This window comes from Pseudomonas sp. PF05, assembly GCF_056521845.1.
On sequence record NZ_JBWLPW010000009.1, the window covers coordinates 55,760 to 79,831 of the forward strand.

The 24,072-nt window shown below is 62.5% G+C and carries 19 protein-coding genes; 17 read left to right on the forward strand and 2 right to left on the reverse strand.

The window, feature by feature from the left end:
- The first annotated feature begins 38 nt into the window (after positions 1-38).
- Positions 39-491, forward strand: coding sequence for an Hsp20 family protein (locus AC09SL_RS16275; RefSeq protein ID WP_003203872.1), 453 nt, complete (start codon positions 39-41; stop codon positions 489-491).
- A gap of 264 nt (positions 492-755) precedes the next feature.
- Here AC09SL_RS16275 and AC09SL_RS16280 read toward each other — a convergent pair whose 3' ends face one another.
- Both AC09SL_RS16280 and AC09SL_RS16285 read right to left on the reverse strand, forming a co-directional pair.
- A complete protein-coding gene (locus tag AC09SL_RS16280) occupies positions 756-4,034 on the reverse strand; it encodes a sensor domain-containing protein (RefSeq protein ID WP_058546582.1) in 3,279 nt (1,092 codons plus the stop codon).
- Between the two features lie 68 nt (positions 4,035-4,102).
- The gene (locus tag AC09SL_RS16285) at positions 4,103-4,993 is read right to left on the reverse strand and encodes a LysR family transcriptional regulator (protein WP_058546583.1); all 891 of its coding nucleotides are present in this window, start codon (positions 4,991-4,993) and stop codon (positions 4,103-4,105) included.
- A gap of 157 nt (positions 4,994-5,150) precedes the next feature.
- On the opposite strand from AC09SL_RS16285, the gene leuC reads away from it, so the two are divergent.
- The 16 genes from leuC to AC09SL_RS16365 all read left to right on the forward strand — a co-directional run bounded on the left by leuC (position 5,151) and on the right by AC09SL_RS16365 (position 24,045).
- The gene (leuC, locus tag AC09SL_RS16290; RefSeq protein WP_058546584.1) at positions 5,151-6,569 is read left to right on the forward strand and encodes a 3-isopropylmalate dehydratase large subunit; all 1,419 of its coding nucleotides are present in this window, start codon (positions 5,151-5,153) and stop codon (positions 6,567-6,569) included.
- A gap of 11 nt (positions 6,570-6,580) precedes the next feature.
- Positions 6,581-7,225, forward strand: a complete 645-nt coding sequence (leuD, locus tag AC09SL_RS16295; RefSeq protein ID WP_003203864.1) for a 3-isopropylmalate dehydratase small subunit — start codon at positions 6,581-6,583, stop codon at positions 7,223-7,225.
- A gap of 139 nt (positions 7,226-7,364) precedes the next feature.
- A complete protein-coding gene (locus AC09SL_RS16300; RefSeq protein WP_058546585.1) occupies positions 7,365-8,129 on the forward strand; it encodes a class I SAM-dependent methyltransferase in 765 nt (254 codons plus the stop codon).
- A gap of 48 nt (positions 8,130-8,177) precedes the next feature.
- Positions 8,178-9,260 carry a 3-isopropylmalate dehydrogenase gene (gene leuB, locus AC09SL_RS16305; RefSeq protein ID WP_058546586.1) on the forward strand — a complete coding sequence of 361 codons (1,083 nt, stop codon included), beginning with the start codon at positions 8,178-8,180 and terminating at the stop codon, positions 9,258-9,260.
- 54 nt (positions 9,261-9,314) lie between these two features.
- A complete protein-coding gene (asd, locus tag AC09SL_RS16310) occupies positions 9,315-10,427 on the forward strand; it encodes an aspartate-semialdehyde dehydrogenase (RefSeq protein ID WP_058546587.1) in 1,113 nt (370 codons plus the stop codon).
- 246 nt (positions 10,428-10,673) lie between these two features.
- Positions 10,674-11,684 carry an aspartate-semialdehyde dehydrogenase gene (locus tag AC09SL_RS16315; RefSeq protein ID WP_053189459.1) on the forward strand — a complete coding sequence of 337 codons (1,011 nt, stop codon included), beginning with the start codon at positions 10,674-10,676 and terminating at the stop codon, positions 11,682-11,684.
- Between the two features lie 210 nt (positions 11,685-11,894).
- A complete protein-coding gene (locus tag AC09SL_RS16320; protein ID WP_058546588.1) occupies positions 11,895-14,474 on the forward strand; it encodes a FimV/HubP family polar landmark protein in 2,580 nt (859 codons plus the stop codon).
- Between the two features lie 678 nt (positions 14,475-15,152).
- Positions 15,153-15,977: a tRNA pseudouridine(38-40) synthase TruA gene (truA, locus tag AC09SL_RS16325; protein ID WP_058546593.1), complete on the forward strand. Its 825-nt coding sequence runs from the start codon at positions 15,153-15,155 to the stop codon at positions 15,975-15,977.
- 63 nt (positions 15,978-16,040) lie between these two features.
- Positions 16,041-16,673, forward strand: a complete 633-nt coding sequence (locus AC09SL_RS16330; RefSeq protein ID WP_058546589.1) for a phosphoribosylanthranilate isomerase — start codon at positions 16,041-16,043, stop codon at positions 16,671-16,673.
- Positions 16,674-16,925: 252 nt separating this feature from the next.
- A complete protein-coding gene (accD, locus tag AC09SL_RS16335) occupies positions 16,926-17,846 on the forward strand; it encodes an acetyl-CoA carboxylase, carboxyltransferase subunit beta (RefSeq protein WP_058546590.1) in 921 nt (306 codons plus the stop codon).
- The gene (folC, locus tag AC09SL_RS16340) at positions 17,843-19,150 is read left to right on the forward strand and encodes a bifunctional tetrahydrofolate synthase/dihydrofolate synthase (protein ID WP_058546591.1); all 1,308 of its coding nucleotides are present in this window, start codon (positions 17,843-17,845) and stop codon (positions 19,148-19,150) included. Before accD ends, folC begins: the two co-directional genes overlap by 4 nt.
- On the forward strand, positions 19,134-19,808 hold the full coding sequence (locus tag AC09SL_RS16345; RefSeq protein ID WP_058546592.1) for an SPOR domain-containing protein: 675 nt from the start codon (positions 19,134-19,136) through the stop codon (positions 19,806-19,808). The genes folC and AC09SL_RS16345 overlap by 17 nt, the downstream gene beginning before the upstream one ends.
- 89 nt (positions 19,809-19,897) lie before the next feature.
- Positions 19,898-20,458: a CvpA family protein gene (locus AC09SL_RS16350; RefSeq protein ID WP_039593931.1), complete on the forward strand. Its 561-nt coding sequence runs from the start codon at positions 19,898-19,900 to the stop codon at positions 20,456-20,458.
- A 41-nt stretch (positions 20,459-20,499) separates the two neighbouring features.
- Positions 20,500-22,005, forward strand: coding sequence for an amidophosphoribosyltransferase (gene purF / locus AC09SL_RS16355; RefSeq protein ID WP_003203840.1), 1,506 nt, complete (start codon positions 20,500-20,502; stop codon positions 22,003-22,005).
- A 58-nt stretch (positions 22,006-22,063) separates the two neighbouring features.
- Positions 22,064-23,275: an O-succinylhomoserine sulfhydrylase gene (locus tag AC09SL_RS16360; protein ID WP_058545771.1), complete on the forward strand. Its 1,212-nt coding sequence runs from the start codon at positions 22,064-22,066 to the stop codon at positions 23,273-23,275.
- Positions 23,272-24,045 (forward strand): SDR family oxidoreductase, encoded by a 774-nt coding sequence (locus AC09SL_RS16365; protein ID WP_058545772.1) that lies wholly within the window; start codon positions 23,272-23,274, stop codon positions 24,043-24,045. Before AC09SL_RS16360 ends, AC09SL_RS16365 begins: the two co-directional genes overlap by 4 nt.
- Positions 24,046-24,072: the final 27 nt, after the last annotated feature.

The following is a 24,072-nucleotide window of genomic DNA, read 5'->3' on the forward strand; positions in this document are numbered from 1 at the left end:
ACAAAAAAACTTGCTGAATTTTTCAGGAGATTTGAATCATGAGTACTGCATTTTCGCTGGCCCCGCTGTTCCGTTCCTCGGTAGGTTTCGACCGTTTCAACGACTTGTTCGAAACCGCCCTGCGCAACGAGCCGGGCAGCAGCTATCCACCTTACAACGTGGAAAAACATGGTGATGACGAGTACCGCATCGTGGTCGCCGCCGCCGGGTTCCAGGAAGAAGACCTGGACCTGCAAGTGGAAAAAGGTGTGCTGACCATCAGTGGCGGCAAACGTGAAGCCAGTAACGACAGCGTCACCTACCTGCACCAGGGCATCGCCCAGCGTGCGTTCAAGCTGTCCTTCCGCTTGGCCGATCATATCGAGATCAAGTCCGCCGGCTTGAGCAACGGTCTGTTGAGCATCGACCTGCTGCGGGTGATCCCGGAAGAGGCGAAAGCCAAGCGCATTCCGATCAACGGAGCGCAGCAGCAACCCGCACTGCAAAACTGATGCCGCGCAAATGAAGAAGGGCGCCCAATGGCGCCCTTTTTCATTTTGGATATCGGTGGAAGATTAATTGTGGCGAGGGGGCTTTGCTCTCGCTGCGTCGCGCCCGTAGGAGCTGTGTGGAGCTGTGTAGGAGCTGTCGAGTGCAACGAGGCTGCGATCTTTCCCCAGGGCACTTGAGTCCCAAGTGAAGATCAAAAGATCGTCCAAACGCCGCCCAAGCCTTCGCCAGCTCCTACAGAGTCCAACGCGAGCTTCATATCCACGTCACGGCAACAACCGCTCAAACGCCTCCAGCGGCAACGGCCGGCTATGCAAATAACCCTGGTACAAATGACAACCAAGCCCTTGCAGGAACTGCAATTGCTCCAGGGTCTCAACGCCTTCGGCAATCATGATCAGGTTGAGGCTGCGGGCCATGGCGACAATGGCGCGGATAATCTCGGCGTCGTTGGGGTCGCTGGTGGCGTCGCGCACGAATGACTGGTCGATTTTCAGTGTGTCCACCGGCAGGCGCTTGAGGTAGGTCAGCGACGAATAACCGGTGCCGAAATCGTCCATGGCGAAGCTCACCCCCAGTTTCTTGAGCCGGCGCATCTTGGCGATGGTGTCGTCCAGGTTCTGGATCACGATGCCTTCGGTGATCTCCAGTTTCAGCAGGGAGAAGGGCAGGCCGTGAGTGACGAGGCTGTTTTCGATGCGTTCGACAAAGTCGCTCTGGCGGAATTGCCGTGGGCTGATGTTCACGCACAGGCTGAATTGCTGGGGATCGATCTTGCCCTTGGCGATCAGTTGCTTGAAACCGTCGCAGGCTTCATCGAGGATCCAGGTCCCGACTTCCAGGATCAGGCCACTGTCTTCCAGCACTTTGATGAACTCGTTGGGCGATTGGGCGCCCAGGTCCGGGTGATGCCAGCGCACCAGGGCTTCGGCGCCGATGATGCGGTTGTCCCGGGCATCGACCTGAGGCTGGAAATGCACGCCGAACTCGCCGCGGGCCAGGGCCAGGCGCAGGTCGGTCTCCATGCGCAGCCGTTCGCTGGCGGCTTTTTGCATGGTGGTGTGAAACATCTGCGAGGTGTTGCGCCCCGAGTCCTTGGCGCGGTACAGCGCAATGTCGGCGCGCTTGAGCAAATCGGTGGGCGTGGAGCCGTGGTCCGGAATCAGCGCTATACCGATGCTCGGCGTGACTTGCAGTCGCTGGCCATCGAGGAACATCGGCTCCGAGAGCAGTTCGCGCAGGGTGTTGGCCAAGGTCTGCACTTGCTTGCTGACTTCGCTGCGCGAGCCTTCCAGGCCGCTGAGCAGCACCACGAACTCATCGCCGCCCAGTCGTGCGACGGTGTCCTCCAGGCGCACGCTGGCTTCCAGGCGCGCGGTGATGATTTTCAGCACGGTGTCGCCCACCGGGTGACCGAGGGAGTCATTGATGTGCTTGAAGTGGTCCAGGTCGAGAAACAACAAGGCGCCACGCAGGTTATGGCGTTTGAGCAGGGCGATCTGCTGGCTCAGCCGGTCCATCAGCAAGGCGCGGTTGGGCAAGTTGGTCAAGGGGTCGTGGTAGGCCAGGTGGCGAATCTGGGCTTCGGCATTGCGCAGCAGGCTCACGTCTCGGGCGGTCAGCAGCAGGCACGCGGTTTCATTGAGGGTGATGGGCTCGACTGACACCTCCACCGTGAGGATTTCCCCCCGCTTATTGCGCCCGAGCATTTCCTGGTGGACGATGCGGCCCTTGAGTTGCAGTTCGGCCAGCAGGGCGGCGCGTTGTTTTTCTTCGGCCCAGATTCCCACTTCGTAGACGGTGTGCCCGATCACTTCGTCGGCGCGGTAGCCGGTCAATCGGCAGAAACCGTCGTTGACCTCGAGGTAGCGACCGCTTTCGAGCTCGGTGATGGTGATGGCGTCGGGGCTGGAATGAAATGCCTTGGCGAATTTCTCTTCGCTGGCCTTGAGGGCCGCTTCGGAGCGTTGTTGCTGGGTGATGTCCCGCAAAGTGGTGACGATGCAGGGCTGGTTGCCGACGTTGATTTGCCGGCTGGAAATCACACAGGTCAGTGGCTGGCCGTTCTTATGGTGAACGACGATGGCGACATTGTTCAACGATTGTTCGCGGATCACCCGTTCGATGCGTTGCAGGCTGCTGCCGGAGGTATCCCAGAGGCCGATTTCGTCGGCGTCGAGGCCGATCACGTCGCTGGCGGTCCAGCCGAAGGTTTGGGTGAAACTGGAGTTGATCTCGAGGAACCGGCCGCTGTCCTGGTGGGTGACGCAGATCGGGTCAGGGCTGACCTGGAACAGCGTGGCGAATTTTTCCTCCGAGGCGGCCAGGCTCTGTTCGCGCTCCACCTGGTCGGTGATGTCGAGCAAGGTGCCGGCCATGCGCAAGGGGCTGCCGTCGTCGTTGCGGTAGAGGCGCGAGCGGCTTTCCAGATAGCGCGAGCTGCCGTCCGGCAGTTGCACGCGGTAGGTCAGCTGATAGTTGCCCGCCGGGCCTTCGCGCAGGCTGCGATAGGCGTTGCGCATGTTGTTGCGTTCTTCGGTGGGGACGCCTTCGAAAAACGCATCGAACGATTCGTGGAACGGCTTGGGTTCCAGGCCATGGAGCTGCGCGGCGCGGGCCGAGCCGTAGAGCATGCCGCTGGGAATGTGCCAGTCCCAGGTGCCCAGTTGCGCCGAGTCGAGGGCCAGGTCCAGGCGTTCCTGGCTGTCCTTGAGGGCCTGTTCGGCGAGTTTGTGCTCGGTGGTGTCGAGGAACGTGCTCAACAGGTAGGGCTGGCCCTCCAGCTCGACTTTCTGCGCGCTGAGCAGGCCGGTGTGGATCTGGCCATTGCTGGCCCGCAGTTCCACCTCCATGCTCGCCAGTTCGCCCTTGGTCTTGATGGCTTCCAGCAGTTTTACCCGTTGCCCGGGGTTGACCCACAAACCCAGTTCCAGGGTGGTGCGGCCAATCACATCGTGCAGCGGCCAGCCGAACAAGCTTTCGAAATACTGGTTGGCCTCGCTGATCAGGCCGTCTTCCTGGCGGGTCAGCAGGACCATGTTCGGGCACAGATGAAAGAGCGTGGCAAAGCGCTTTTCCGAACTGCGCAGTGCCTGTTCCCGTTGGCGCTGATGGGTGATTTCACGGATCACCCCGATCATGCGTGGGCGACCGTGCTTGTCGGGCAGCACGCTGCCGCTGATTTCAAGCCAGTGCAGGCTGCCGTCGGGCCAGACGATGCGGTGGTGCATGGCCTGTTCCAGCGGCGCCCCGGCCACTGCCGCGTGAAAGGCGCGCACGGCCCGGGCCCGATCTTCGGGTAGCAGCAGGTCCAGATAGTCCACATCCGCTGGCAATGGCTGGCGCGGATCGAAGCCGAACAGCGCCTGGGTGCCGCGCGACCAACTGATCTGTCCGCTGTCGATGTCCCACGACCAGGCCCCCAGCCGCGCACCGTTCAGGGCGGCCAGCAACTGCGGCGCACTGTCCCAGCTTTGCTCGGACCGTTTTGGGTCGAGCGCCTGGATGCGGGGCAAGGGCGGGAGGTGGTCAGCGGGTTTGGGCATTATCTAGCGAGCCTTGAGCGGGTTTGGGCATAAAGCACATGCGTTCGGGCCTGCAGGCGCGGCACAACCTATGCCCTTGTCCCTGGCAAATCGATTTGTGCGTCCAGTAAGGCCATGAAAGCCCGTGCGGCATTCGACAGCGTCCGTTCGGTGTGCAAGATATAGCCTAGCTGGCGACTGAGTTGTATGCCCGGCAAAGGAATACGTGCCACCTGTTCGTCGAGCATGGTGCGCGGCAAGACGCTCCAGGCCAGGCCAATGGAGACCATCATCTTTATGGTTTCCAGGTAATTCGTGCTCATGGCGATGTTCGGCGTCAGGCCCTGGGCTTCGAACAGCCGTTGCACGATGTGGTGGGTAAACGTGTTGCCCCCCGGGAAAACCGCTGGATGCAAGGCAATGTCCGCCAGGCTGACCGCGCCGTTTTCCAGCAACGCGTGTTCTGGGGCGACCACGAAGTCCAAAGGGTCGTCCCACACTGGCGTGGCCCGTACCAGGGTGTGAGGTTCGGGGGCGAGGGTGATGACGGCCAGTTCCGCCCGGCCATGGAGGATTTCTTCGTAGGCCACTTCCGAATCCAGGAACTGGATATCCAGCGCCACCTGGGGGTAGCGACGGGTGAACTCCCGCAATAGAGGTGGCAGGCGGTGCAGGCCGATGTGGTGGCTGGTGGCTAGCGTCAGGCGCCCGGTCACTTCGCCGGTCAGGTTGGTCAGGGCGCGGCGGGTGTCGTCCAGCACGTTGAGGATCTGATAGGCCCGTGGCAACAGGGCCCGGCCAGCCTCGGTCAGGCCTACTTCACGGCCGAGGCGGTCGAACAGGCGCACCTTGAGCTGTTGCTCGAGGCCGGCAATGCGCTTGCTGATGGCCGGCTGGGTCAGATGCAGGCGTTCACCGGCGCCGGAGAAACTGCCGGTCTCGGCGATGGCAATAAAGGCGTTGAGATTGGCGAGGTCCATGGCGGTTCCGGTCGAATTCCAATTGGTTATGCAAAGTATGAAAAATATGAATTTGAGTTATTTAATGTAACCCCATAGGATCAGCCTCACAAGCCAAGGGGTTATTGATTCGTTCAAGGCCCGGGGCATAGAAACAAGCTGATGAGGAAACCGTCTGATGGCCGGCAAAACGCTCTACGACAAGCTCTGGGATTCGCATTTGGTCAAGCAGCGCGACGATGGCTCGGCGCTGATCTACATCGATCGTCACATCATCCATGAAGTGACGTCGCCGCAAGCCTTCGAAGGCCTGCGCCTGGCCGGGCGCAAGCCGTGGCGCATCGATGCCAACATCGCGACCCCGGACCACAACGTACCGACCACGCCGGAGCGCAAGGGCGGCATCGAAGCCATTGCCGACCAGGTCTCGCGCTTGCAAGTCCAGACCCTCGACGATAACTGTGACGAATACGGCATCGTCGAATTCAAGATGAATGACGTGCGCCAAGGCATCGTCCACGTCATTGGCCCGGAGCAGGGTGCGACCTTGCCTGGCATGACCGTGGTCTGCGGCGACTCGCACACCTCGACCCACGGTGCTTTCGGCGCCTTGGCCCACGGCATCGGCACTTCCGAGGTGGAGCATGTGCTCGCCACCCAGTGCCTGGTCGCCAAGAAAATGAAAAACATGCTGGTGCGCGTCGAGGGCAAGTTGCCGTTCGGCGTGACCGCCAAGGACATCGTCCTGGCGGTGATCGGCAAGATCGGCACCGCCGGCGGTAACGGCCATGCGATCGAGTTCGCCGGCAGCGCGATCCGCGACTTGTCCGTCGAAGGCCGCATGACCATCTGCAACATGTCCATCGAGGCCGGTGCCCGCGTTGGCCTGGTGGCCGCCGATGAAAAAACCGTGGAATACGTCAAGGGCCGTCCGTTCTCGCCAAAAGGCGCGCAATGGGACATGGCGGTCGAAGCCTGGAAAGACCTGGTGTCGGACGCCGATGCCACGTTCGACACTGTAGTCGAGCTCGACGCGACGCAGATCAAGCCACAAGTCAGCTGGGGCACTTCGCCTGAGATGGTGTTGGCGGTGGACCAGAACGTACCGGATCCGGCCAAGGAAATGGACCTGGTCAAGCGTGACTCTATCGTCCGCGCCTTGAAATACATGGGCTTGAGCGCCAACCAGGCGATCACCGACATTCAGCTCGATCGCGTGTTCATCGGCTCCTGCACCAACTCGCGGATCGAAGACCTGCGCGCCGCTGCAGTGATCGCCAAGGGTCGCAAGGTGGCCTCGACCATCAAGCAGGCCATCGTGGTGCCGGGCTCGGGCCTGGTGAAAGCCCAGGCCGAAGCGGAGGGGTTGGACAAGATTTTCCTCGAAGCCGGTTTCGAATGGCGTGAGCCGGGGTGCTCGATGTGCCTGGCGATGAACCCGGACCGTTTGGAGTCGGGCGAGCATTGCGCCTCCACCTCCAACCGTAACTTCGAAGGCCGCCAGGGCGCCGGTGGTCGTACGCACCTGGTGAGCCCGGCCATGGCCGCGGCGGCGGCTGTCAACGGCCGTTTCGTCGACGTCCGCGAATTGATCTGAAGGAGCGCAGCATGAAAGCTTTTACCCAGCACACCGGTCTTGTCGCGCCTTTGGATCGTGCCAACGTCGACACCGACCAGATCATTCCCAAGCAGTTCTTGAAGTCCATCAAGCGCACCGGTTTTGGCCCGAACCTGTTCGACGAATGGCGTTACCTGGATGTCGGCCAGCCATACCAGGACAACTCCAAGCGGCCGTTGAACAAGGATTTCGTGCTCAACGCCGAGCGTTACCAAGGCGCCAGCGTGTTGCTGGCTCGTGAGAACTTCGGTTGCGGCTCGAGCCGCGAACACGCGCCGTGGGCCCTGGAAGAGTACGGTTTCCGCAGCATCATCGCGCCGAGCTATGCCGACATCTTCTTCAACAACAGCTTCAAGAACGGCTTGCTGCCGATCATCCTCAGCGATGCTGATGTGGATGAACTGTTCCAGCAGGTCGAGGCCAACCCTGGCTATCAGCTGCAGATCGACCTGGCCGCCCAGACCGTGACCCGTCCCGACGGCAAGGTACTGGGTTTCGAGATCGACGCGTTCCGCAAGCATTGCCTGCTCAATGGCCTGGACGATATCGGCCTGACCTTGCAGGACGGCGAGGCAATTGCCGCGTTCGAGGCCAAGCATCGGGCGAGCCAGCCTTGGTTGTTTCGCGATGCTTGATTTTGCATAAGGCGTAAAGACGCCATCGCGAGCAAGCTCGCTCCCACATTGGATTTGCGGCGTTCACAAAGCCTCTGTGGGAGCGACTTTGCTCGCGATGGGCCCCGCCCAGGCAATACAAAAACCACAAGGACACCCCATGACCAGCACCGCCCACAGTCAGGTTGTACAAAAGCAATTCGGTGAACAGGCCTCGGCCTATCTGAGCAGTGCGGTGCACGCCCAGGGCGCTGAGTTTGCGCTGCTACAGGCTGCGTTGGCCGGTCGCGGCGATGCCCGGGTGCTGGACCTGGGGTGCGGTGCCGGCCATGTGAGTTTCCACGTGGCGCCGCTGGCCGGTGAAGTGGTGGCTTATGATTTGTCCCAGCAAATGCTCGACGTGGTCGCCACGGCGGCTGCCGAGCGTGGCCTGGGCAATATCGGCACGGTATGCGGCGCCGCTGAGCGCCTGCCGTTCGCCGACGCGGAGTTCGACTTCGTGTTCAGCCGCTATTCGGCGCATCATTGGAGCGACCTGGGCCTGGCATTGCGGGAAGTGCGTCGGGTGCTCAAGCCCGGCGGCGTGGCGGCGTTCATCGACGTCCTGTCGCCTGGCATGCCATTGCTGGACACCTACTTGCAAAGCGTCGAAGTGCTGCGCGACACCAGCCACGTGCGCGATTATTCTGCCGGCGAGTGGTTGCGCCAGGTCAGCGAAGCGGGGTTGCACACCCGCAGCACCTCGCGCCAACGCCTGCGCCTGGAGTACCGCTCCTGGGTCGAGCGCATGCGCACCCCCGAGGTGATGCGTGGGGCGATCCTCGAGTTGCAGCGCGCGATGGGTGACGAAGTGCGTGAATATTTTGAGATTGAGGCCGATGGTTCGTTCAGTACGGATGTACTGGTGCTGTGGGCCGAGCGATAGCATTTTTCCCGGCCAGCCCATGGGCGCCGATAGTAAAACGAGGAAAGCATGAGCAAGCAGATTCTGATTCTCCCAGGTGACGGCATTGGCCCGGAAATCATGGCCGAAGCGGTCAAGGTCCTGGCGCTGGCGAACGACAAGTACAGCCTGGGCTTGGAACTCAGCCACGACGTGATCGGCGGCGCGGCCATCGACAAGCACGGCGTGCCCCTGGCCGATGAAACCCTGGACCGTGCCCGTGCAGCCGATGCCGTGCTGCTGGGCGCCGTGGGCGGCCCGAAATGGGACAAGATCGAACGCGACATCCGCCCCGAGCGCGGCCTGCTGAAGATCCGCGCGCAACTGGGCCTGTTCGGCAACCTGCGTCCGGCGATTCTCTACCCGCAACTGGCCGATGCATCGAGCCTGAAGCCGGAAATCGTCTCGGGCCTGGACATCCTCATCGTCCGTGAACTGACCGGCGGTATCTACTTCGGCGCCCCGCGTGGCACCCGTGAGCTGGATAATGGCGAGCGCCAGGCCTACGACACCCTGCCGTACAGCGAAAGCGAAATCCGCCGTATCGCCCGGGTCGGCTTCGACATGGCCCGCGTGCGTGGCAAGAAGCTGTGCTCGGTGGACAAGGCCAACGTGCTGGCTTCCAGCCAACTGTGGCGTGAAGTGGTCGAGCAGGTGGCCAAGGATTACCCGGACATCGAGCTGAGCCACATGTACGTCGACAACGCCGCCATGCAACTGGTACGTGCGCCCAAGCAGTTCGACGTGATCGTCACCGACAACATGTTCGGCGACATCTTGTCCGACGAAGCGTCGATGCTAACCGGTTCCATCGGCATGCTGCCGTCGGCCTCCCTGGACGCCAATAACAAGGGCATGTACGAGCCGTGCCACGGTTCGGCGCCGGACATCGCCGGGCAGGGCATTGCCAACCCGTTGGCGACCATCCTCTCGGTGTCGATGATGCTGCGTTACAGCTTCAACTTGAACGATGCCGCCGATGCGATCGAAAAAGCCGTCAGCGTGGTCTTGGACCAAGGCTTGCGCACCGGTGATATCTGGTCGCAAGGTTGTACCAAAGTCGGTACGCAGCAAATGGGCGATGCAGTAGTCGCCGCGCTGCGGAATCTGTAATCTTTCGGGCCCACCGCTCCGACGGTGGCCCACTTTTGTATAGGTGTAGTTGCGATGAAACGTGTAGGTCTGATCGGTTGGCGCGGCATGGTCGGTTCCGTGCTCATGCAGCGAATGCTGGAAGAGCAGGATTTCGATCTCATTGAGCCGGTGTTTTTCACCACTTCCAATGTGGGTGGCCAGGGCCCGTCCGTGGGCAAGGACACCGGTGTGCTCAAGGATGCCTACAGCATTGACGAGCTCAAGACCCTCGACGTGATCCTGACCTGCCAGGGCGGCGACTACACCAGCGAAGTCTTCCCCAAGCTGCGTGAAGCCGGCTGGCAGGGTTACTGGATCGACGCCGCTTCCAGCCTGCGCATGCAGGACGATGCGGTGATCGTCCTTGACCCGGTGAACCGCAAGGTCATCGACCAGCAGCTGGACGCAGGCACCAAGAACTACATCGGCGGCAACTGCACCGTCAGCCTGATGCTGATGGGCCTGGGCGGCTTGTTCGAAGCCGGTCTGGTGGAGTGGATGAGCGCCATGACTTACCAGGCGGCGTCCGGTGCCGGCGCGCAGAACATGCGCGAGCTGATCAAGCAGATGGGCGCCACCCACGCCGCCGTCGCCGATGACCTGGCCAACCCGGCCAGCGCCATCCTCGACATCGACCGCAAGGTCGCCGAGGCGATGCGCAGCGACGCCTACCCGACCGAGAACTTCGGCGTACCGCTGGCCGGCAGCCTGATTCCCTGGATCGACAAGGAACTGCCTAACGGCCAGAGCCGCGAAGAGTGGAAGGCCCAGGCCGAAACCAACAAGATTCTCGGTCGCTTCAAGAGCCCGATCCCGGTGGATGGCATCTGCGTGCGCATCGGCGCCATGCGCTGCCACAGCCAGGCGCTGACCATCAAGCTGAACAAAGACGTGCCGATCGCCGACATCGAAGGGCTGATCAGCCAGCACAACCCTTGGGTCAAGCTGGTGCCGAACAATCGCGAAACCAGCATGCAGGAGCTGAGCCCGACCAAGGTCACCGGCACCCTGAATGTGCCGGTGGGTCGTTTGCGCAAACTGAACATGGGTTCGCAATTCGTCGGCGCCTTCACCGTCGGCGACCAACTGCTGTGGGGCGCGGCCGAACCGCTGCGTCGCATGCTGCGGATCCTGCTCGAGCGTTGATCGATTGCTGCTGTGAAAGAACCCGTGCCTTGTGAGAGGTGCGGGTTTTTTTATGTCGGTTTGGTGAGTTCTCTGTGGCGAGGGAGCTTGCTCCCGCTGGGCTGCGAAGCAGCCGCAAAACTCTAGCGGTTGCTGCGCAACCGAGCGGGAGCAAGCTCCCTCGCCACAGGTTCTCTTGTGTGCAATTGCTTGCCCGCCAACCACCCGGTAAAGTGCCGCTCCCCACGTTTTACCTGAGGTAGACCCATGAGCCAGTCCTTTGATATTGCCGTGATCGGCGCCACCGGTACTGTCGGCGAAACCCTCGTCCAGATTCTCGAAGAGCGGGACTTCCCGGTCGGTAACCTGCACCTGCTGGCCAGCAGCGAATCGGCAGGCAGCTCGGTGATGTTCCGCGGCAAAAACGTGCGGGTGCGGGAAGTCGACGAGTTCGATTTCAGCAAAGTCCAACTGGTGTTCTTCGCTGCCGGCCCGGCGGTGACCCTGAGTTTCGCCCCGCGGGCCACGGCGGCCGGCTGTGCGCTGATCGACCTGTCCGGCGCCTTGCCGCCCGAACAGGCGCCGCAGATCGTGCCGGAAGCCAACGCCCAGGTGCTCGCCGGTTTGAGCAAGCCGTTGCAGGTCAGCAGCCCCAGCGCTTCGGCCACGGCCTTGGCGGTGGTGCTGGCGCCGCTGCGCGAATGCCTGGACTTGCAGCGCATCAGCCTGACCGCCAGCCTCGCCGTGTCGGCCCAGGGCCGCGTGGCTGTGAGCGAGCTGGCGCGCCAGACCGCCGAGCTGCTCAACGCCCGTCCACTGGAGCCGAAATTCTTTGACCGGCAGATGGCGTTCAACCTGCTGGCCCAGGTCGGCACCCCGGACGAGCAGGGCCATACGCAGTTGGAAAAGCGCCTGGTCCGCGAGTTGCGCCAGGTGCTGAATCAACCTTTGTTAAAGATTTCCGTCACTTGCATTCAAGCCCCGGTGTTTTTTGGCGATAGCTTTAGCGTGACTGTGCAGTCTGCCAGTCCCATCGACCTGGCCAAGGTCAACGCGGCGCTGGAAGCGGCCCCGGGTATCGAGCTGGTGGATGCGGGCGATTATCCGACGGCGGTGGGCGATGCGGTGGGCCAGGATGTGGTCTACGTTGGTCGTGTGCGCGGTGGAATCGACGATCCGGCGGAACTAAATATGTGGCTGACGTCAGATAACGTGCGCAAGGGCGCGGCGCTCAATGCCGTGCAGGTGGCTGAGTTGTTGATAAAAGACTTGCTGTAAAAGATACTTGGCATCAATTTGTCGAATGATTCTAGCTGGGCGCTATGCTTGGTCGGAGTGCTGAAGGCGAACATCCCTCTGGGGGACATTCCCGGGGCATGAGTGAAATGATCGCGCGCACCGTCGCTTCGGGGCTGCGCGCAATGCCTTACGGCAGCGGCATCAATACCTTCTCGCTGGCCGAGGAATGTTCAAACAAAGGAAGAGGCTATGGTTCAAGTTCGCAAACTGGTGTTAGCAATAGCGGCCGCCTCGGCGCTGTCCTCCGGTATGGCGCAAGCGCTCGGGCTTGGGGAATTGACCCTGAAGTCGCCGCCGAACCAGCCCCTGGTCGCCGAGATCGAGCTGCTCGATGTCCAGCAACTGACCGCCGCCGAAGTCGTGCCGAGCCTGGCCTCGCCCGAAGAGTTTGCCAAGGCAGGGGTCGACCGCCAGCCCTTTCTCAATGACCTGAGCTTCACTCCGGTGATCAACGCCAATGGCAAGAGCGTCCTGCGGGTAACGTCCAGTCGGCCGCTGTCTGAACCCATGGTCAAGTTCCTGGTGCAGGTGATGTGGCCCAATGGCCGCCTGCTGCGCGACTACAGCGTATTGCTCGATCCCTCCAAATTCTCGCCACAGGCCGCTGACGCCGCCCGGGCGAAACCGCCCCAGGTCGTGTCCACGCCGGTCACCGGCGCCACCAAGCCTTCGCAATACACCACCACGCCGCGCGATACCCTGTGGGAAATCGCCGCCAAGGTGCGTAACGGCGGCTCGGTCCAGCAAACCATGCTGGCGATCCAGGCGTTGAACCCTAACGCGTTCATCAACGGCAACATCAACCTGCTCAAGACCGGCCAGGTGTTGCGCCTGCCGGACCCGGTGCAAAGCACGGCATTGCCGCAACCCCAGGCCATCGCCGAAGTGGCTGCGCAGAACGCCGCCTGGCGTGCGGGGCGGCGTGGCGTGGCGGGTGCTGGCAAGCAGCAGTTGGATGCCACCAAGCGCGGCCGTGGTGAAGGTGCGCCGGCACAGGCTGCCGGTCGCGACAATTTGAGCCTGGTGTCGGCTGATTCGGCGAAGGCGGGCGGCAAGGGCAAGGGCGCTGCCGGCGATGCCCAAGCGCTCTCCAACAAGCTTGCAGTCACCCAGGAAAGCCTCGACTCGGCTCGCCGGGATAACGAAGAACTGAAAAGCCGCATGGCGGACCTGCAGAGTCAACTGGACAAACTGCAACGCCTGATCGAGCTGAAGAACAATCAACTGGCCAAGATGCAGGCCGAAGGTGTCGCCGTTCCTCCTGCTGGCGAGGCACCTCCTGCAATGTCCGCAGAACTGGCCCCTGCACCTGCGCCTGCACCTGCGCCAGAGGCAGCCCCGGAAGCGACGCCGCCTGCCGCTGCGGTCGAGCCGACGCCTGCCGCGTCCAACGAGCAAAAATACAACGACCTGCTGACCAACCCGATCCTGCTGGGGTTGATTGGCGGTGGGGCGCTGCTCCTGCTGTTGCTTTTGTTGTTGCTCGCCCGTCGCCGCAAGGCCCAGCAGGAAGCGGAAAAGCACTTGCGCATGGCCCGAGCCCTCGAGGAGGAGGCTGACTTCTCCCCGGAGCTCGATCTGCCCCCGAGCAGCTTCGAGGGCATTGATGTTCCACCGCCTAGCGTAAAGCTCGAGCCAAAACCCGCGCCTGCTCCTGCGCCGGTACCCAAGCCGGCCCCGGTGGTTGCGCCTGTGGTGGTCACGCCGCCTATCGCGGCGCCCTTGGTGGCTCCGGCTGCCGATCGCTCCGACGACGTGCTGCCCCAGGCCCAGTCCCATATCGACCGCGGCCGCTTGAACCAGGCTGCCGACCTGCTTGAACAAGGCATCAAGGCCGAGCCTCAGCGCAGCGATCTACGCCTGAAGCTGATGGAAGTCTACGGTCAGCAGGGCGACCGCGACGCCTTTGTCGCCCAGGAACGCCAATTGGTGGCCAATGGCGAGAATTTCGCCCAGGTCGAACAACTGAAAAGCCGTTTCCCGGCCATGGTGGTCGCGACCACCGCGGGCCTGGCCGCGGCAGCGGTGGCTGCTGAACTGGACGCGCAGTACGTCAAGGACCTGCTGGAAGACAAGGCGCCGACCGACGAGGAACTCGACAGCGCCTTCGACCTGAGCCTGGATGACCTGGAAGCCGCCCCGGTTGCGCCGACGCCAGAGCCTGTCGCCGAGCTGGACGCGTTCCCGGAAGACGACGACCTGAGTTTCGAGTCGGTGCTCAAGCAGCAGACTGAAGCCAGCGAAAGCCTGGACGACCTGTCGGAGTTCGATTTGGACCTGGGTGCCGATGCCCCGACCCCGGTCCCTGCGCTCGACGATGAAGACTTCCTGCTGGACCTGGACGACGACCTCAAGGGCCTGGACTTGCCTGCGACTGAAACGCCGGCTTTGGCTGATACCCCGGCTGACGATCTCGAACTGCCGGCGGACTTCGATCTGTCCCTGTCTGATGAAATGGACGCGCACGATGCGCCCAAGGATGTCTTCGAGTCCGAGCTTGACGATGTAAACGCCGAGTTGGATCGTCTGTCCGACAGCCTTGGCCAGCCGACCTTCACCGCCGAAGATGCCCTGGCCGGTGCAGAAGACGAGCCGGACTTCGACTTCCTTAGCGGTACCGACGAAGTGGCGACCAAGCTCGACCTGGCCCAGGCCTACATCGACATGGGCGACAACGACGGCGCCCGCGACATCCTCGGCGAAGTCCTCAGCGAAGGCGACGCCACCCAGAAGAGCGAAGCGCAGGAGATGTTGTCGCGTTTGGCTTGAGTCAGTGTTTATACAAAAACGGCAGCCAGTGAGGCTGCCGTTTTTGTTTGCGGCGGGATTTGCGGGTGTTTGGGCTGGCCTCATCGCGAGCAGGCTCGCTCCCACAAGGGTTTTGCTGTGGGAGCCAAGCTTGCTCGCGATGACCGAGGTCCATTCAGCATCAATGCACGCTGACCCACCGCTATCGCGAGCAAGCTCGGCTCCCACAGGGGGGGGGCGGTGAGCGCGGAACGCATGAACACTGGAGAATTGCTGTGGGATCAAAGCTTGCTCGCGATGACCGAGGCCCATTCAACATCAATGCACGCTGACCCACCGCTATCGCGAGCAAGCTCGGCTCCCACAGGGGGGAGGCGGTGAGCGCGGAACGCATGAGCACTGGAGAATTGCTGTGGGAGCCAAGCTTGCTCGCGATGACCGAGGTCCATTCAACATCAATGCACGCTGACTCACCGCTATCGCGAGCAAGCTCGGCTCCCACAGGGGGGCGGTGAGCGCGGAACTCGTGAGCGCTGGTGAACCCCTGTGGGAGTGAGTTTACTCGCGATAGCGTCAGTCCATTCAATACAGGATCACCCGTCGGACTGGCATCCCAAGCCATCAGCCTTATAATGCCCGCCTTTGCGTACCTCAGCAGGCTGTAATTCCTTGGCAAACATAGACAACCCGGCCGCCGAAATGGCGGCCGATGGCTTTTTCCGGATCGCCTTGGGCGTTGAATACAAAGGTTCGCGCTATCGTGGCTGGCAGCGCCAGGCTTCCGGTGTATTGACGGTGCAGGAAACCCTTGAAAACGCCCTGTCCAAAGTCGCCGACTCGCCCGTGGCGCTGCATTGCGCCGGGCGTACCGATGCCGGCGTGCATGCCTGCGGCCAGGTGGTGCATTTTGACACTCAGGTCGAGCGTTCGATGAAGGCCTGGGTGATGGGCGCCAACATCAACTTGCCCCACGATGTCAGCGTCAGTTGGGCCAAGGTGATGCCGGCGCATTTCCATGCGCGCTTCAAGGCCATCGCCCGGCGGTATCGCTACGTGATCTACAACGATCAGATCCGCCCGGCGCACCTGAACGAAGAAATCACCTGGAATCACCGTCCGCTGGACGTCGAGCGCATGGCCGAGGCCGCACAATACCTGGTCGGCGTCCATGATTTCAGCGCCTTCCGTGCCGGCCAGTGCCAGGCCAAGTCGCCGATCAAGGAGTTGCATCACCTGCGCGTGAGCCGTCATGGCAAGATGATCGTGCTCGACATCCGCGCCAGCGCGTTCCTGCATCACATGGTGCGCAACATTGCCGGCGTGCTGATGACCATTGGTGCGGGCGAACGGCCGGTGGAGTGGATCAAGGAAGTGCTCGACAGTCGTGTTCGTCGCTCCGGTGGCGTCACGGCGCACCCGTTTGGCTTGTACCTGGTACAGGTCGAATATCGCGATGAATTCGAGCTGCCGGAGCGTTATATCGGGCCACATTTCCTCACGGGCTTCTCGGAACTCGACGGCTGACGCCCTGCGCAGCATTTGCTACCATCCGGGACTTTCACGGATTTGCCTGAGGTTTTACCCACCATGCCGGTCGTTCGCAGCAAGATTTGCGGGATCACCCGCGTCGAGGACGCATTGGTAGCGGTCGAGGCCGGGGCTGATGCCATCGGGCTGGTGTTTTACGCCAAGAGCCCGCGCGCGGTGACGGTGCAGCAGGCGAGGGCGATCATCCAGGCTTTGCCGCCGTTCGTGACTCCGGTGGGCCTGTTCGTCAATGCCAGTCGTTGCGAGTTGGGCGAAATACTCGATGCGGTGCCGCTGGGTTTGTTGCAGTTTCACGGCGATGAAGCCCCGGCCGATTGCGAGGGCTGGCATCGTCCGTACATCAAGGCGTTGCGGGTCAAGGCTGGTGACGACATCGCCGCCGCTTGCCAGGCGTTTGCCAGTGCCAGCGGCATTTTGCTGGACACCTATGTGGAAGGCGTTCCCGGAGGGACCGGCGAAGCGTTCGATTGGTCGCTGGTGCCCCAAGGCTTGGACAAACCGATTATCCTGGCCGGTGGCCTGACGGTGGATAACGTGGCTCAGGCCATTCGCCAGGTTCGCCCTTACGCGGTGGACGTGAGCGGTGGAGTGGAGCAGGACAAGGGCATCAAGGACCCGGCAAAGATTCGTGCATTCATGGCCGCTGTGCGCAGCAGCCAGTCGTCAATGTGACGGCTGGCAGACTGCCGCCGTCCATACCAGCACTGTACAAAGCAGGCAGGCGCCGCCTCCGGGTGGGCCGATAGCGAAGTGGTAACCGCCGTGCGGTTGCCGGGATGGCTGAGGAAGGCTGGGTTGCACGCAGGTCATGTTTTGCACTGACCGTGGCGACCCCTCGACTCGCCGCACAATGAATTTAGCTCAAGGGCATACGCGGGGCCGCGAACCAAAGCGTTCGGGCCGCCGGTACTGGAGAAAGAAAGCATGAGCAACTGGTTGGTAGACAAACTGATCCCTTCGATCATGCGTTCCGAGGTGAAGAAAAGCTCGGTGCCTGAAGGTCTGTGGCACAAATGTCCATCCTGCGAAGCGGTGCTGTACCGTCCCGAGCTGGAAAAGACCCTGGACGTTTGCCCCAAGTGCAACCACCACATGCGCATCAGTGCGCGCGCCCGTATCGATATTTTCCTCGATGCCGAAGGCCGTGTTGAGCTGGGTGCCGACCTGGAGCCAGTGGATCGCCTGAAATTCCGCGATGGCAAGAAATACAAGGACCGCCTGACCGCTGCCCAGAAGCAGACCGGTGAAAAAGACGCGCTGATATCCATGAGCGGCACCCTGCTGGGCATGCCGGTGGTGGTCTCGGCCTTCGAATTTTCCTTCATGGGCGGTTCCATGGGCGCCATCGTCGGTGAGCGCTTCGTTCGTGCCGCCAACTATGCTTTGGAAAACCGTTGCCCGATGATCTGCTTCGCCGCTTCCGGCGGTGCGCGGATGCAGGAAGCGCTGATCTCGCTGATGCAAATGGCCAAGACCTCCGCGGTGCTGGCGCGTCTGCGTGAAGAAGGCATTCCGTTCATCTCGGTGCTGACCGACCCGGTCTACGGTGGCGTTTCCGCCAGCCTGGCGATGCTCGGCGACGTGATCGTCGGTGAGCCGAAAGCCCTGATCGGCTTCGCCGGTCCGCGCGTGATCGAGCAGACCGTGCGCGAAAAACTGCCGGAAGGCTTCCAGCGCAGTGAGTTCCTGCTGGAGCACGGCGCCATCGACATGATCATCCATCGCCAGGAGCTGCGTCCGCGCCTGGGCAACCTGCTGGCTCAATTGATGGGCTTGCCGACGCCGAAGTTCGTCGCTGCACCGATCGAGCCGATCGTGGTTCCGCCGGTGCCTGCTGGCCTATGATCCAACGTACCCTGGGCGATTGGCTTGCCTACCTCGAGCAGTTGCATCCATCGGCCATCGACATGGGGCTGGAGCGCTCGCAAGCGGTAGCGTCCCGCATGGGGCTGGCCAAGCCGGCGCCCCGGGTCATCACCGTCACCGGCACCAACGGCAAGGGGTCGACCTGCGCCTTCGTGGCCTCGCTGTTGCAGGCCCAGGGGCTGAACGTTGGTGTCTACAGCTCGCCGCACCTGCTGCGCTACAACGAGCGGGTGCAAGTCAATGGCGTCGAAGCCACTGACGCGCAGCTGTGCGAAGCCTTTGCCGCGGTGGAAGCCGGGCGAGGCGATACAACCCTCACTTATTTCGAGATGGGCACCCTGGCGGCGTTCTGGTTGTTTGCCCGTGCCGGTCTCGATGCGGTCGTGCTGGAAGTCGGCCTGGGCGGACGCCTGGATACAGTCAACCTGGTGGACGCAGACATTGCCCTGGTCACCAGCATTGGCGTGGACCATGCCGACTACCTGGGCGATACCCGCGAATCCGTGGCCTTCGAGAAGGCCGGCATCTTTCGCCAGGGCGCGCCTGCGCTTTGCGGCGATCTCAATCCTCCTCAGCCGTTGCTCGACAAGGTTCGCGAATTGAACTGCCCGTTCTTTCTGCGTGGGCGGGATTTCGACCTGGCGATGACCGAGCAGCATTGGCAATGGCGCGGCAGTGACTTGCGGGGCAATCCGGTGGAATTGCACGATCTGCCCTTGCTGGACCTGCCGATGGAAAACGCCGCGCTGGCGCTCCAGGCCTACCTGTTGCTGGACTTGCCATGGGATGCCGGGCAAATCGTCCAGGCGCTGCAGGCGACCCGTGTGGTCGGGCGCCTCGATCGTCGCCAGTTCGATTGGCAAGGCAAGCGTCTGAACCTGTTGCTGGATGTCGGCCATAACCCCCACGCGGCGCAGTACCTGGCCGAGCGCCTGGCACGGCGCCCCGTGGTGGGGCGGCGTCTTGCCGTGTTCGGGCTGCTGTCCGACAAGGATCTGGATGGCGTTGTCGAGGCGTTGGGTGCTAGTGTCCAACATTGGGCGGTGACGCCACTGGATTCGCCACGTTCGCGTACAGCGGCTCAGCTGCAGGAAGCCTTGCAGCGCCGTGGTGCTTCAGTGCAAGCCTACGCGAGCGTGGCTGCCGCGCTGGAAGGGCAGTGCGCCCTGGCGACGGCCGATGATGAAATCCTGCTGTTCGGATCATTTTTTTGTGTTGCCGAGGCCCTTCAATGGTTGGCCCGGCGCTCCACGGAGGAAGCTGCAGATGGCATTGCTGGATAAAGCGTACAAGCAGCGCATGGTCGGGGCACTCGTGTTAGTAGCCCTGGCGGTGATTTTCCTGCCGATGCTGTTTTCCCGTCAGGACGAGCAGCGCCAGGTCACGGTCGATGCACCAGCGGCGCCCCAGGCGCCGTCCGTGCCGCCTGTGCAGGTCGAGCCAGTGATCGTGCCCGAACCACAGGCGCTGCCCCAGGAGCCTATTCCGAGCGACGAGGAGTTGGCCGAGCAATCGGCGCCGTCGATGCCGATTGCGCCTGCCCCCGCAACGCCTGCGCCCGCCGCGCCGAGCAAGCCGGCAACTGCTCCGGCTCCAGCTCCCGTTCCGGCGGCTCCAGCGGTCAAGCCGGCCCCAAGCCAGCCGATTACCGCCGCCACGACCAAGCCGGACACCACGCAAAGCCGCGTGGATGCCAATGGCCTGTCGGTCAGTTGGTCGGTGCAATTGGCCAGCCTGAGCAGTCGAGAAAGTGCCGAGAACCTGCAGAAAACCCTGCGCAGCCAGGGCTACAACGCTTACATCCGCTCCGCCGATGGCAAGAATCGGGTGTTTGTCGGCCCGCTGATCGAGCGTGCCGAAGCCGACCGCCTGCGTGACCTGCTCGGCCGCCAGCAGAACCTCAAGGGTTTTGTGGTGCGCTTCCAGCCAGAGCGCGGCTAACGGCGATTTAGCTGATTTGAATCGTGCAGCTTACCGACAGCCCTGCGCTCTGCTAAAATGCGCCGCCTTATCCGTCTGTAGGCTGCACCGTGCCATTTACCTGGGTTGACTGGGCGATCGTTGCGATCGTCGCCATCTCCGCATTGATCAGTCTGAGCCGCGGCTTCGTCAAGGAAGCCCTCTCACTGCTGACCTGGATCATCGCGGGAGTCGTAGCCTGGATGTTTGGTGGTTCGCTGTCCCAGTACCTCGCCGGATACATCGAAACGCCGTCGGCTCGCGTGATCGCGGGCTGTGCCATCTTGTTTATCGCCACCTTGCTGGTTGGCGCAATGATTAATTATCTGATCGGCGAACTGATTCGCGTCACCGGGCTTTCCGGGACGGACCGGTTCCTGGGCATGGCCTTTGGCGCGGCGCGTGGCGCATTGCTGGTGGTCGTGGCCGTCGGGCTCTTGAGCCTGGGGCCGGTACAGCAGGATACGTGGTGGCAGGAGTCCCGGCTCGTGCCACAATTTCTATTGGTCGCAGACTGGTCCAAAAACCTGATCCTGGGTTGGAGCAGTCAGTGGCTTGCCAGCGGTATCAGCGTACCCGCTGAAATACCGTTCAAGGAACAGCTCTTGCCGATGGCCAAAACGCCGCAGTAAGTGTTGTTCAGTTCAGATCCATTAAGTAGGGGTTGCGTCGCATGTGTGGCATCGTCGGTATCGTCGGTAAGTCGAACGTCAATCAGGCGCTGTATGACGCGCTAACCGTGCTCCAGCACCGCGGCCAGGACGCTGCCGGTATCGTGACCAGCCATGACGGCCGGTTATTCCTGCGCAAGGACAACGGCCTGGTGCGTGATGTGTTCCACCAGCGCCACATGCAGCGCCTGGTCGGTCACATGGGTATCGGCCACGTGCGCTACCCGACCGCGGGCAGCTCGACGTCGGCTGAAGCCCAGCCGTTCTACGTCAACTCGCCGTACGGCATCACCTTGGCGCACAACGGCAACCTGACCAACGTCGAGCAACTGGCCAAGGAGATCTACGAATCTGACTTGCGCCACGTCAACACCAATTCCGACTCGGAAGTGATGCTCAACGTCTTCGCCCATGAGCTGGCCCAGCGCGGCAAGCTGCAACCGACCGAAGAAGACGTGTTTGCCGCCGTGACCGACGTGCACAACCGTTGCGTGGGTGGCTACGCGGTGGTGGCGATGATCACTGGCTACGGCATTGTCGGTTTCCGCGATCCCCACGGTATCCGCCCGATCGTGTTCGGCCAGCGTCACACCGACGAAGGCGTCGAGTACATGATCGCCTCCGAAAGCGTGTCCCTGGACGTGCTGGGCTTCACCCTGATTCGCGACCTGGCCCCGGGCGAAGCGGTCTACATCACTGAAGACGGCAAGCTGCACACCCGTCAGTGCGCGACCAACCCGTCCTTGACCCCGTGCATCTTCGAACACGTCTACCTGGCGCGTCCGGACTCGATCATCGACGGCGTCTCGGTCTACAAGGCCCGCCTGCGCATGGGCGAAAAACTGGCCGACAAGATCCTGCGCGAACGTCCGGACCATGACATCGACGTGGTCATCCCGATCCCGGACACCAGCCGCACCGCGGCCCTGGAACTGGCGAACCACCTGGGCGTCAAGTTCCGCGAAGGCTTCGTGAAGAACCGCTACATCGGCCGGACCTTCATCATGCCGGGCCAGGCTGCCCGGAAAAAATCCGTACGCCAGAAGCTCAACGCCATCGAACTGGAATTCCGCGGCAAGAACGTGATGCTGGTGGACGACTCCATCGTGCGCGGCACCACGTGCAAGCAGATCATCCAGATGGCCCGTGAAGCCGGCGCCAAGAACGTGTATTTCTGCTCCGCGGCCCCGGCCGTACGCTACCCTAACGTCTACGGCATCGATATGCCGAGTGCCCATGAGCTGATCGCTCATAACCGTACCACCCAGGACGTGGCCGACCTGATCGGCGCCGACTGGTTGATCTACCAGGACCTGCCGGACTTGATCGAAGCGGTCGGTGGCGGCAAGATCAAGATCGAACACTTCGATTGCGCGGTATTCGACGGCAAGTACGTCACCGGCGACATCGACGAGGCCTACCTGAACAAGATCGAGAACGCACGTAACGATGCGTCCAAGGCCAAGACTCAGGCGGTCAGCGCGATCATCGATCTGTACAACAACTGATTAACCAACCGGCCCTGAGGGGCCGGTTTGCGTTTAAACCGATTTCAGGAGTGACAGCATGAGTCAGGATTGGGATGCCGGTCGGCTGGACAGCGACCTTGAAGGCGTAGCGTTCGATACCCTGGCGGTTCGCGCGGGTCAGCACCGCACACCGGAGGCCGAACATGGCGATCCGATGTTCTTCACCTCCAGCTACGTGTTCCGCACCGCTGCCGATGCCGCCGCACGGTTTGCTGGCGAAGTGCCGGGCAACGTTTACTCGCGCTACACCAACCCGACCGTGCGGGCTTTCGAGGAGCGCATCGCCGCCCTGGAAGGCGCCGAGCAAGCCGTGGCCACTGCCACCGGGATGGCCGCGATCATGGCCGTGGTGATGAGTCTGTGCAGCGGTGGCGACCACGTGCTGGTGTCGCGCAGCGTCTTCGGCTCGACCATCAGCCTGTTCGAAAAGTACTTCAAGCGCTTTGGCGTGGAAGTCGATTACGTGCCCCTGGCGGACCTGTCCGCTTGGGATGCGGCAATCAAGGCCAATACCAAGCTGTTGTTCGTCGAATCGCCGTCCAACCCCTTGGCCGAGCTGGTGGACATCGCCGCGCTGGCGGAAATCGCCCACGCCAAGGGCGCCATGCTGGTGGTCGATAACTGCTTCTGCACCCCGGCGCTGCAGCAACCGCTGAAGTTGGGCGCGGACGTGGTGGTGCATTCGGCGACCAAGTTCATCGACGGCCAGGGCCGTTGCATGGGCGGCGTAGTGGCCGGTCGTAGCGAGCAGATGAAGGAAGTGGTGGGCTTTTTGCGCACCGCAGGTCCCACCCTCAGCCCGTTCAACGCCTGGATCTTCCTCAAGGGCCTGGAAACCCTCGGCCTGCGCATGAAAGCCCATTGCGCCAATGCCCAGGCCCTGGCCGAGTGGCTGGAGCAGCAGGACGGCATCGAGAAAGTGCATTACGCCGGCCTCAAGAGCCATCCGCAACATGACTTGGCCTCCCGTCAGCAACGCGGTTTCGGTGCGGTGGTGAGCTTTGAGGTCAAGGGGGGCAAGGAGGGCGCCTGGCGCTTCATCGACGCGACCCGGTTGATTTCCATCACCGCCAACCTGGGTGACACCAAGACCACCATCACCCACCCGAGCACCACATCCCACGGTCGCCTGTCGCCCCAGGAACGTGAAGCGGCGGGTATTCGTGACAGCCTGATCCGCGTTGCGGTCGGCCTGGAAGACGTGGCTGATCTGCAAGCCGACCTGGCCCGCGGGTTGGCGGCCTTGTGATCGAGCTGGCTACGCCGTCGAGCGGCACCCATGGCCGGGTTGCACTGGTTACGGGCGCCGCACGGGGCATCGGCCTGGGCATCGCCGCCTGGCTGATCTGTGAAGGCTGGCAGGTGGTGCTGACCGACCTGGACCGCGAGCGCGGTTCCAAGGTGGCGAAGACCCTGGGCGACAACGCCTGGTTCATCGCCATGGACGTGGCGGACGAGGGGCAGGTCGCCACCGCTATCGCCGAGGTGCTCGGGCAGTTCGGGCGACTCGACGCGCTGGTGTGCAACGCGGCCATCGCCGACCCGCACAACATCACCCTGGAAAGCCTGGACCTGGCCTATTGGAATCGGGTGCTGGCGGTGAACCTGGGTGGGCCGATGCTGCTGGCCAAGCACTGCGCGCCGTATCTGCGCGCCCACAACGGTGCCATCGTCAACCTGGCCTCGACCCGCGCCGCGCAATCGGAACCCGATACCGAAGCCTATGCGGCGAGCAAGGGCGGCTTGCTGGCCCTGACCCATGCCCTGGCCATCAGCCTTGGGCCGGAGATCCGGGTCAACGCCGTCAGCCCTGGCTGGATCGACGCGCGTGATCCCTCCCAGCGTCGCGCACAACCGCTGACCGATGCCGATCACGCCCAGCATCCAGCGGGCAGGGTGGGCACGGTAGAGGACGTGGCGGCGATGGTGGCGTGGCTGTTGTCGCGCAATGCCGGTTTTGTCACGGGGCAGGAGTTCGTCGTGGACGGCGGCATGACCAAGAAAATGATTTATACGTGAGTGCGGTTGCGGGTGCCGTTTGAAACT

Bases quoted from the DNA above. Each gene is read 5' to 3' on its own strand.
- AC09SL_RS16275 (WP_003203872.1), top strand. From the start codon at position 39: ATGAGTACTGCATTTTCGCTGGCCCCGCTGTTCCGTTCCTCGGTAGGT.
- AC09SL_RS16280 (WP_058546582.1), bottom strand. From the start codon at position 4,034: ATGCCCAAACCCGCTGACCACCTCCCGCCCTTGCCCCGCATCCAGGCG.
- AC09SL_RS16285 (WP_058546583.1), bottom strand. From the start codon at position 4,993: ATGGACCTCGCCAATCTCAACGCCTTTATTGCCATCGCCGAGACCGGC.
- leuC (WP_058546584.1), top strand. From the start codon at position 5,151: ATGGCCGGCAAAACGCTCTACGACAAGCTCTGGGATTCGCATTTGGTC.
- leuD (WP_003203864.1), top strand. From the start codon at position 6,581: ATGAAAGCTTTTACCCAGCACACCGGTCTTGTCGCGCCTTTGGATCGT.
- AC09SL_RS16300 (WP_058546585.1), top strand. From the start codon at position 7,365: ATGACCAGCACCGCCCACAGTCAGGTTGTACAAAAGCAATTCGGTGAA.
- leuB (WP_058546586.1), top strand. From the start codon at position 8,178: ATGAGCAAGCAGATTCTGATTCTCCCAGGTGACGGCATTGGCCCGGAA.
- asd (WP_058546587.1), top strand. From the start codon at position 9,315: ATGAAACGTGTAGGTCTGATCGGTTGGCGCGGCATGGTCGGTTCCGTG.
- AC09SL_RS16315 (WP_053189459.1), top strand. From the start codon at position 10,674: ATGAGCCAGTCCTTTGATATTGCCGTGATCGGCGCCACCGGTACTGTC.
- AC09SL_RS16320 (WP_058546588.1), top strand. From the start codon at position 11,895: ATGGTTCAAGTTCGCAAACTGGTGTTAGCAATAGCGGCCGCCTCGGCG.
- truA (WP_058546593.1), top strand. From the start codon at position 15,153: ATGGCGGCCGATGGCTTTTTCCGGATCGCCTTGGGCGTTGAATACAAA.
- AC09SL_RS16330 (WP_058546589.1), top strand. From the start codon at position 16,041: ATGCCGGTCGTTCGCAGCAAGATTTGCGGGATCACCCGCGTCGAGGAC.
- accD (WP_058546590.1), top strand. From the start codon at position 16,926: ATGAGCAACTGGTTGGTAGACAAACTGATCCCTTCGATCATGCGTTCC.
- folC (WP_058546591.1), top strand. From the start codon at position 17,843: ATGATCCAACGTACCCTGGGCGATTGGCTTGCCTACCTCGAGCAGTTG.
- AC09SL_RS16345 (WP_058546592.1), top strand. From the start codon at position 19,134: ATGGCATTGCTGGATAAAGCGTACAAGCAGCGCATGGTCGGGGCACTC.
- purF (WP_003203840.1), top strand. From the start codon at position 20,500: ATGTGTGGCATCGTCGGTATCGTCGGTAAGTCGAACGTCAATCAGGCG.
- AC09SL_RS16360 (WP_058545771.1), top strand. From the start codon at position 22,064: ATGAGTCAGGATTGGGATGCCGGTCGGCTGGACAGCGACCTTGAAGGC.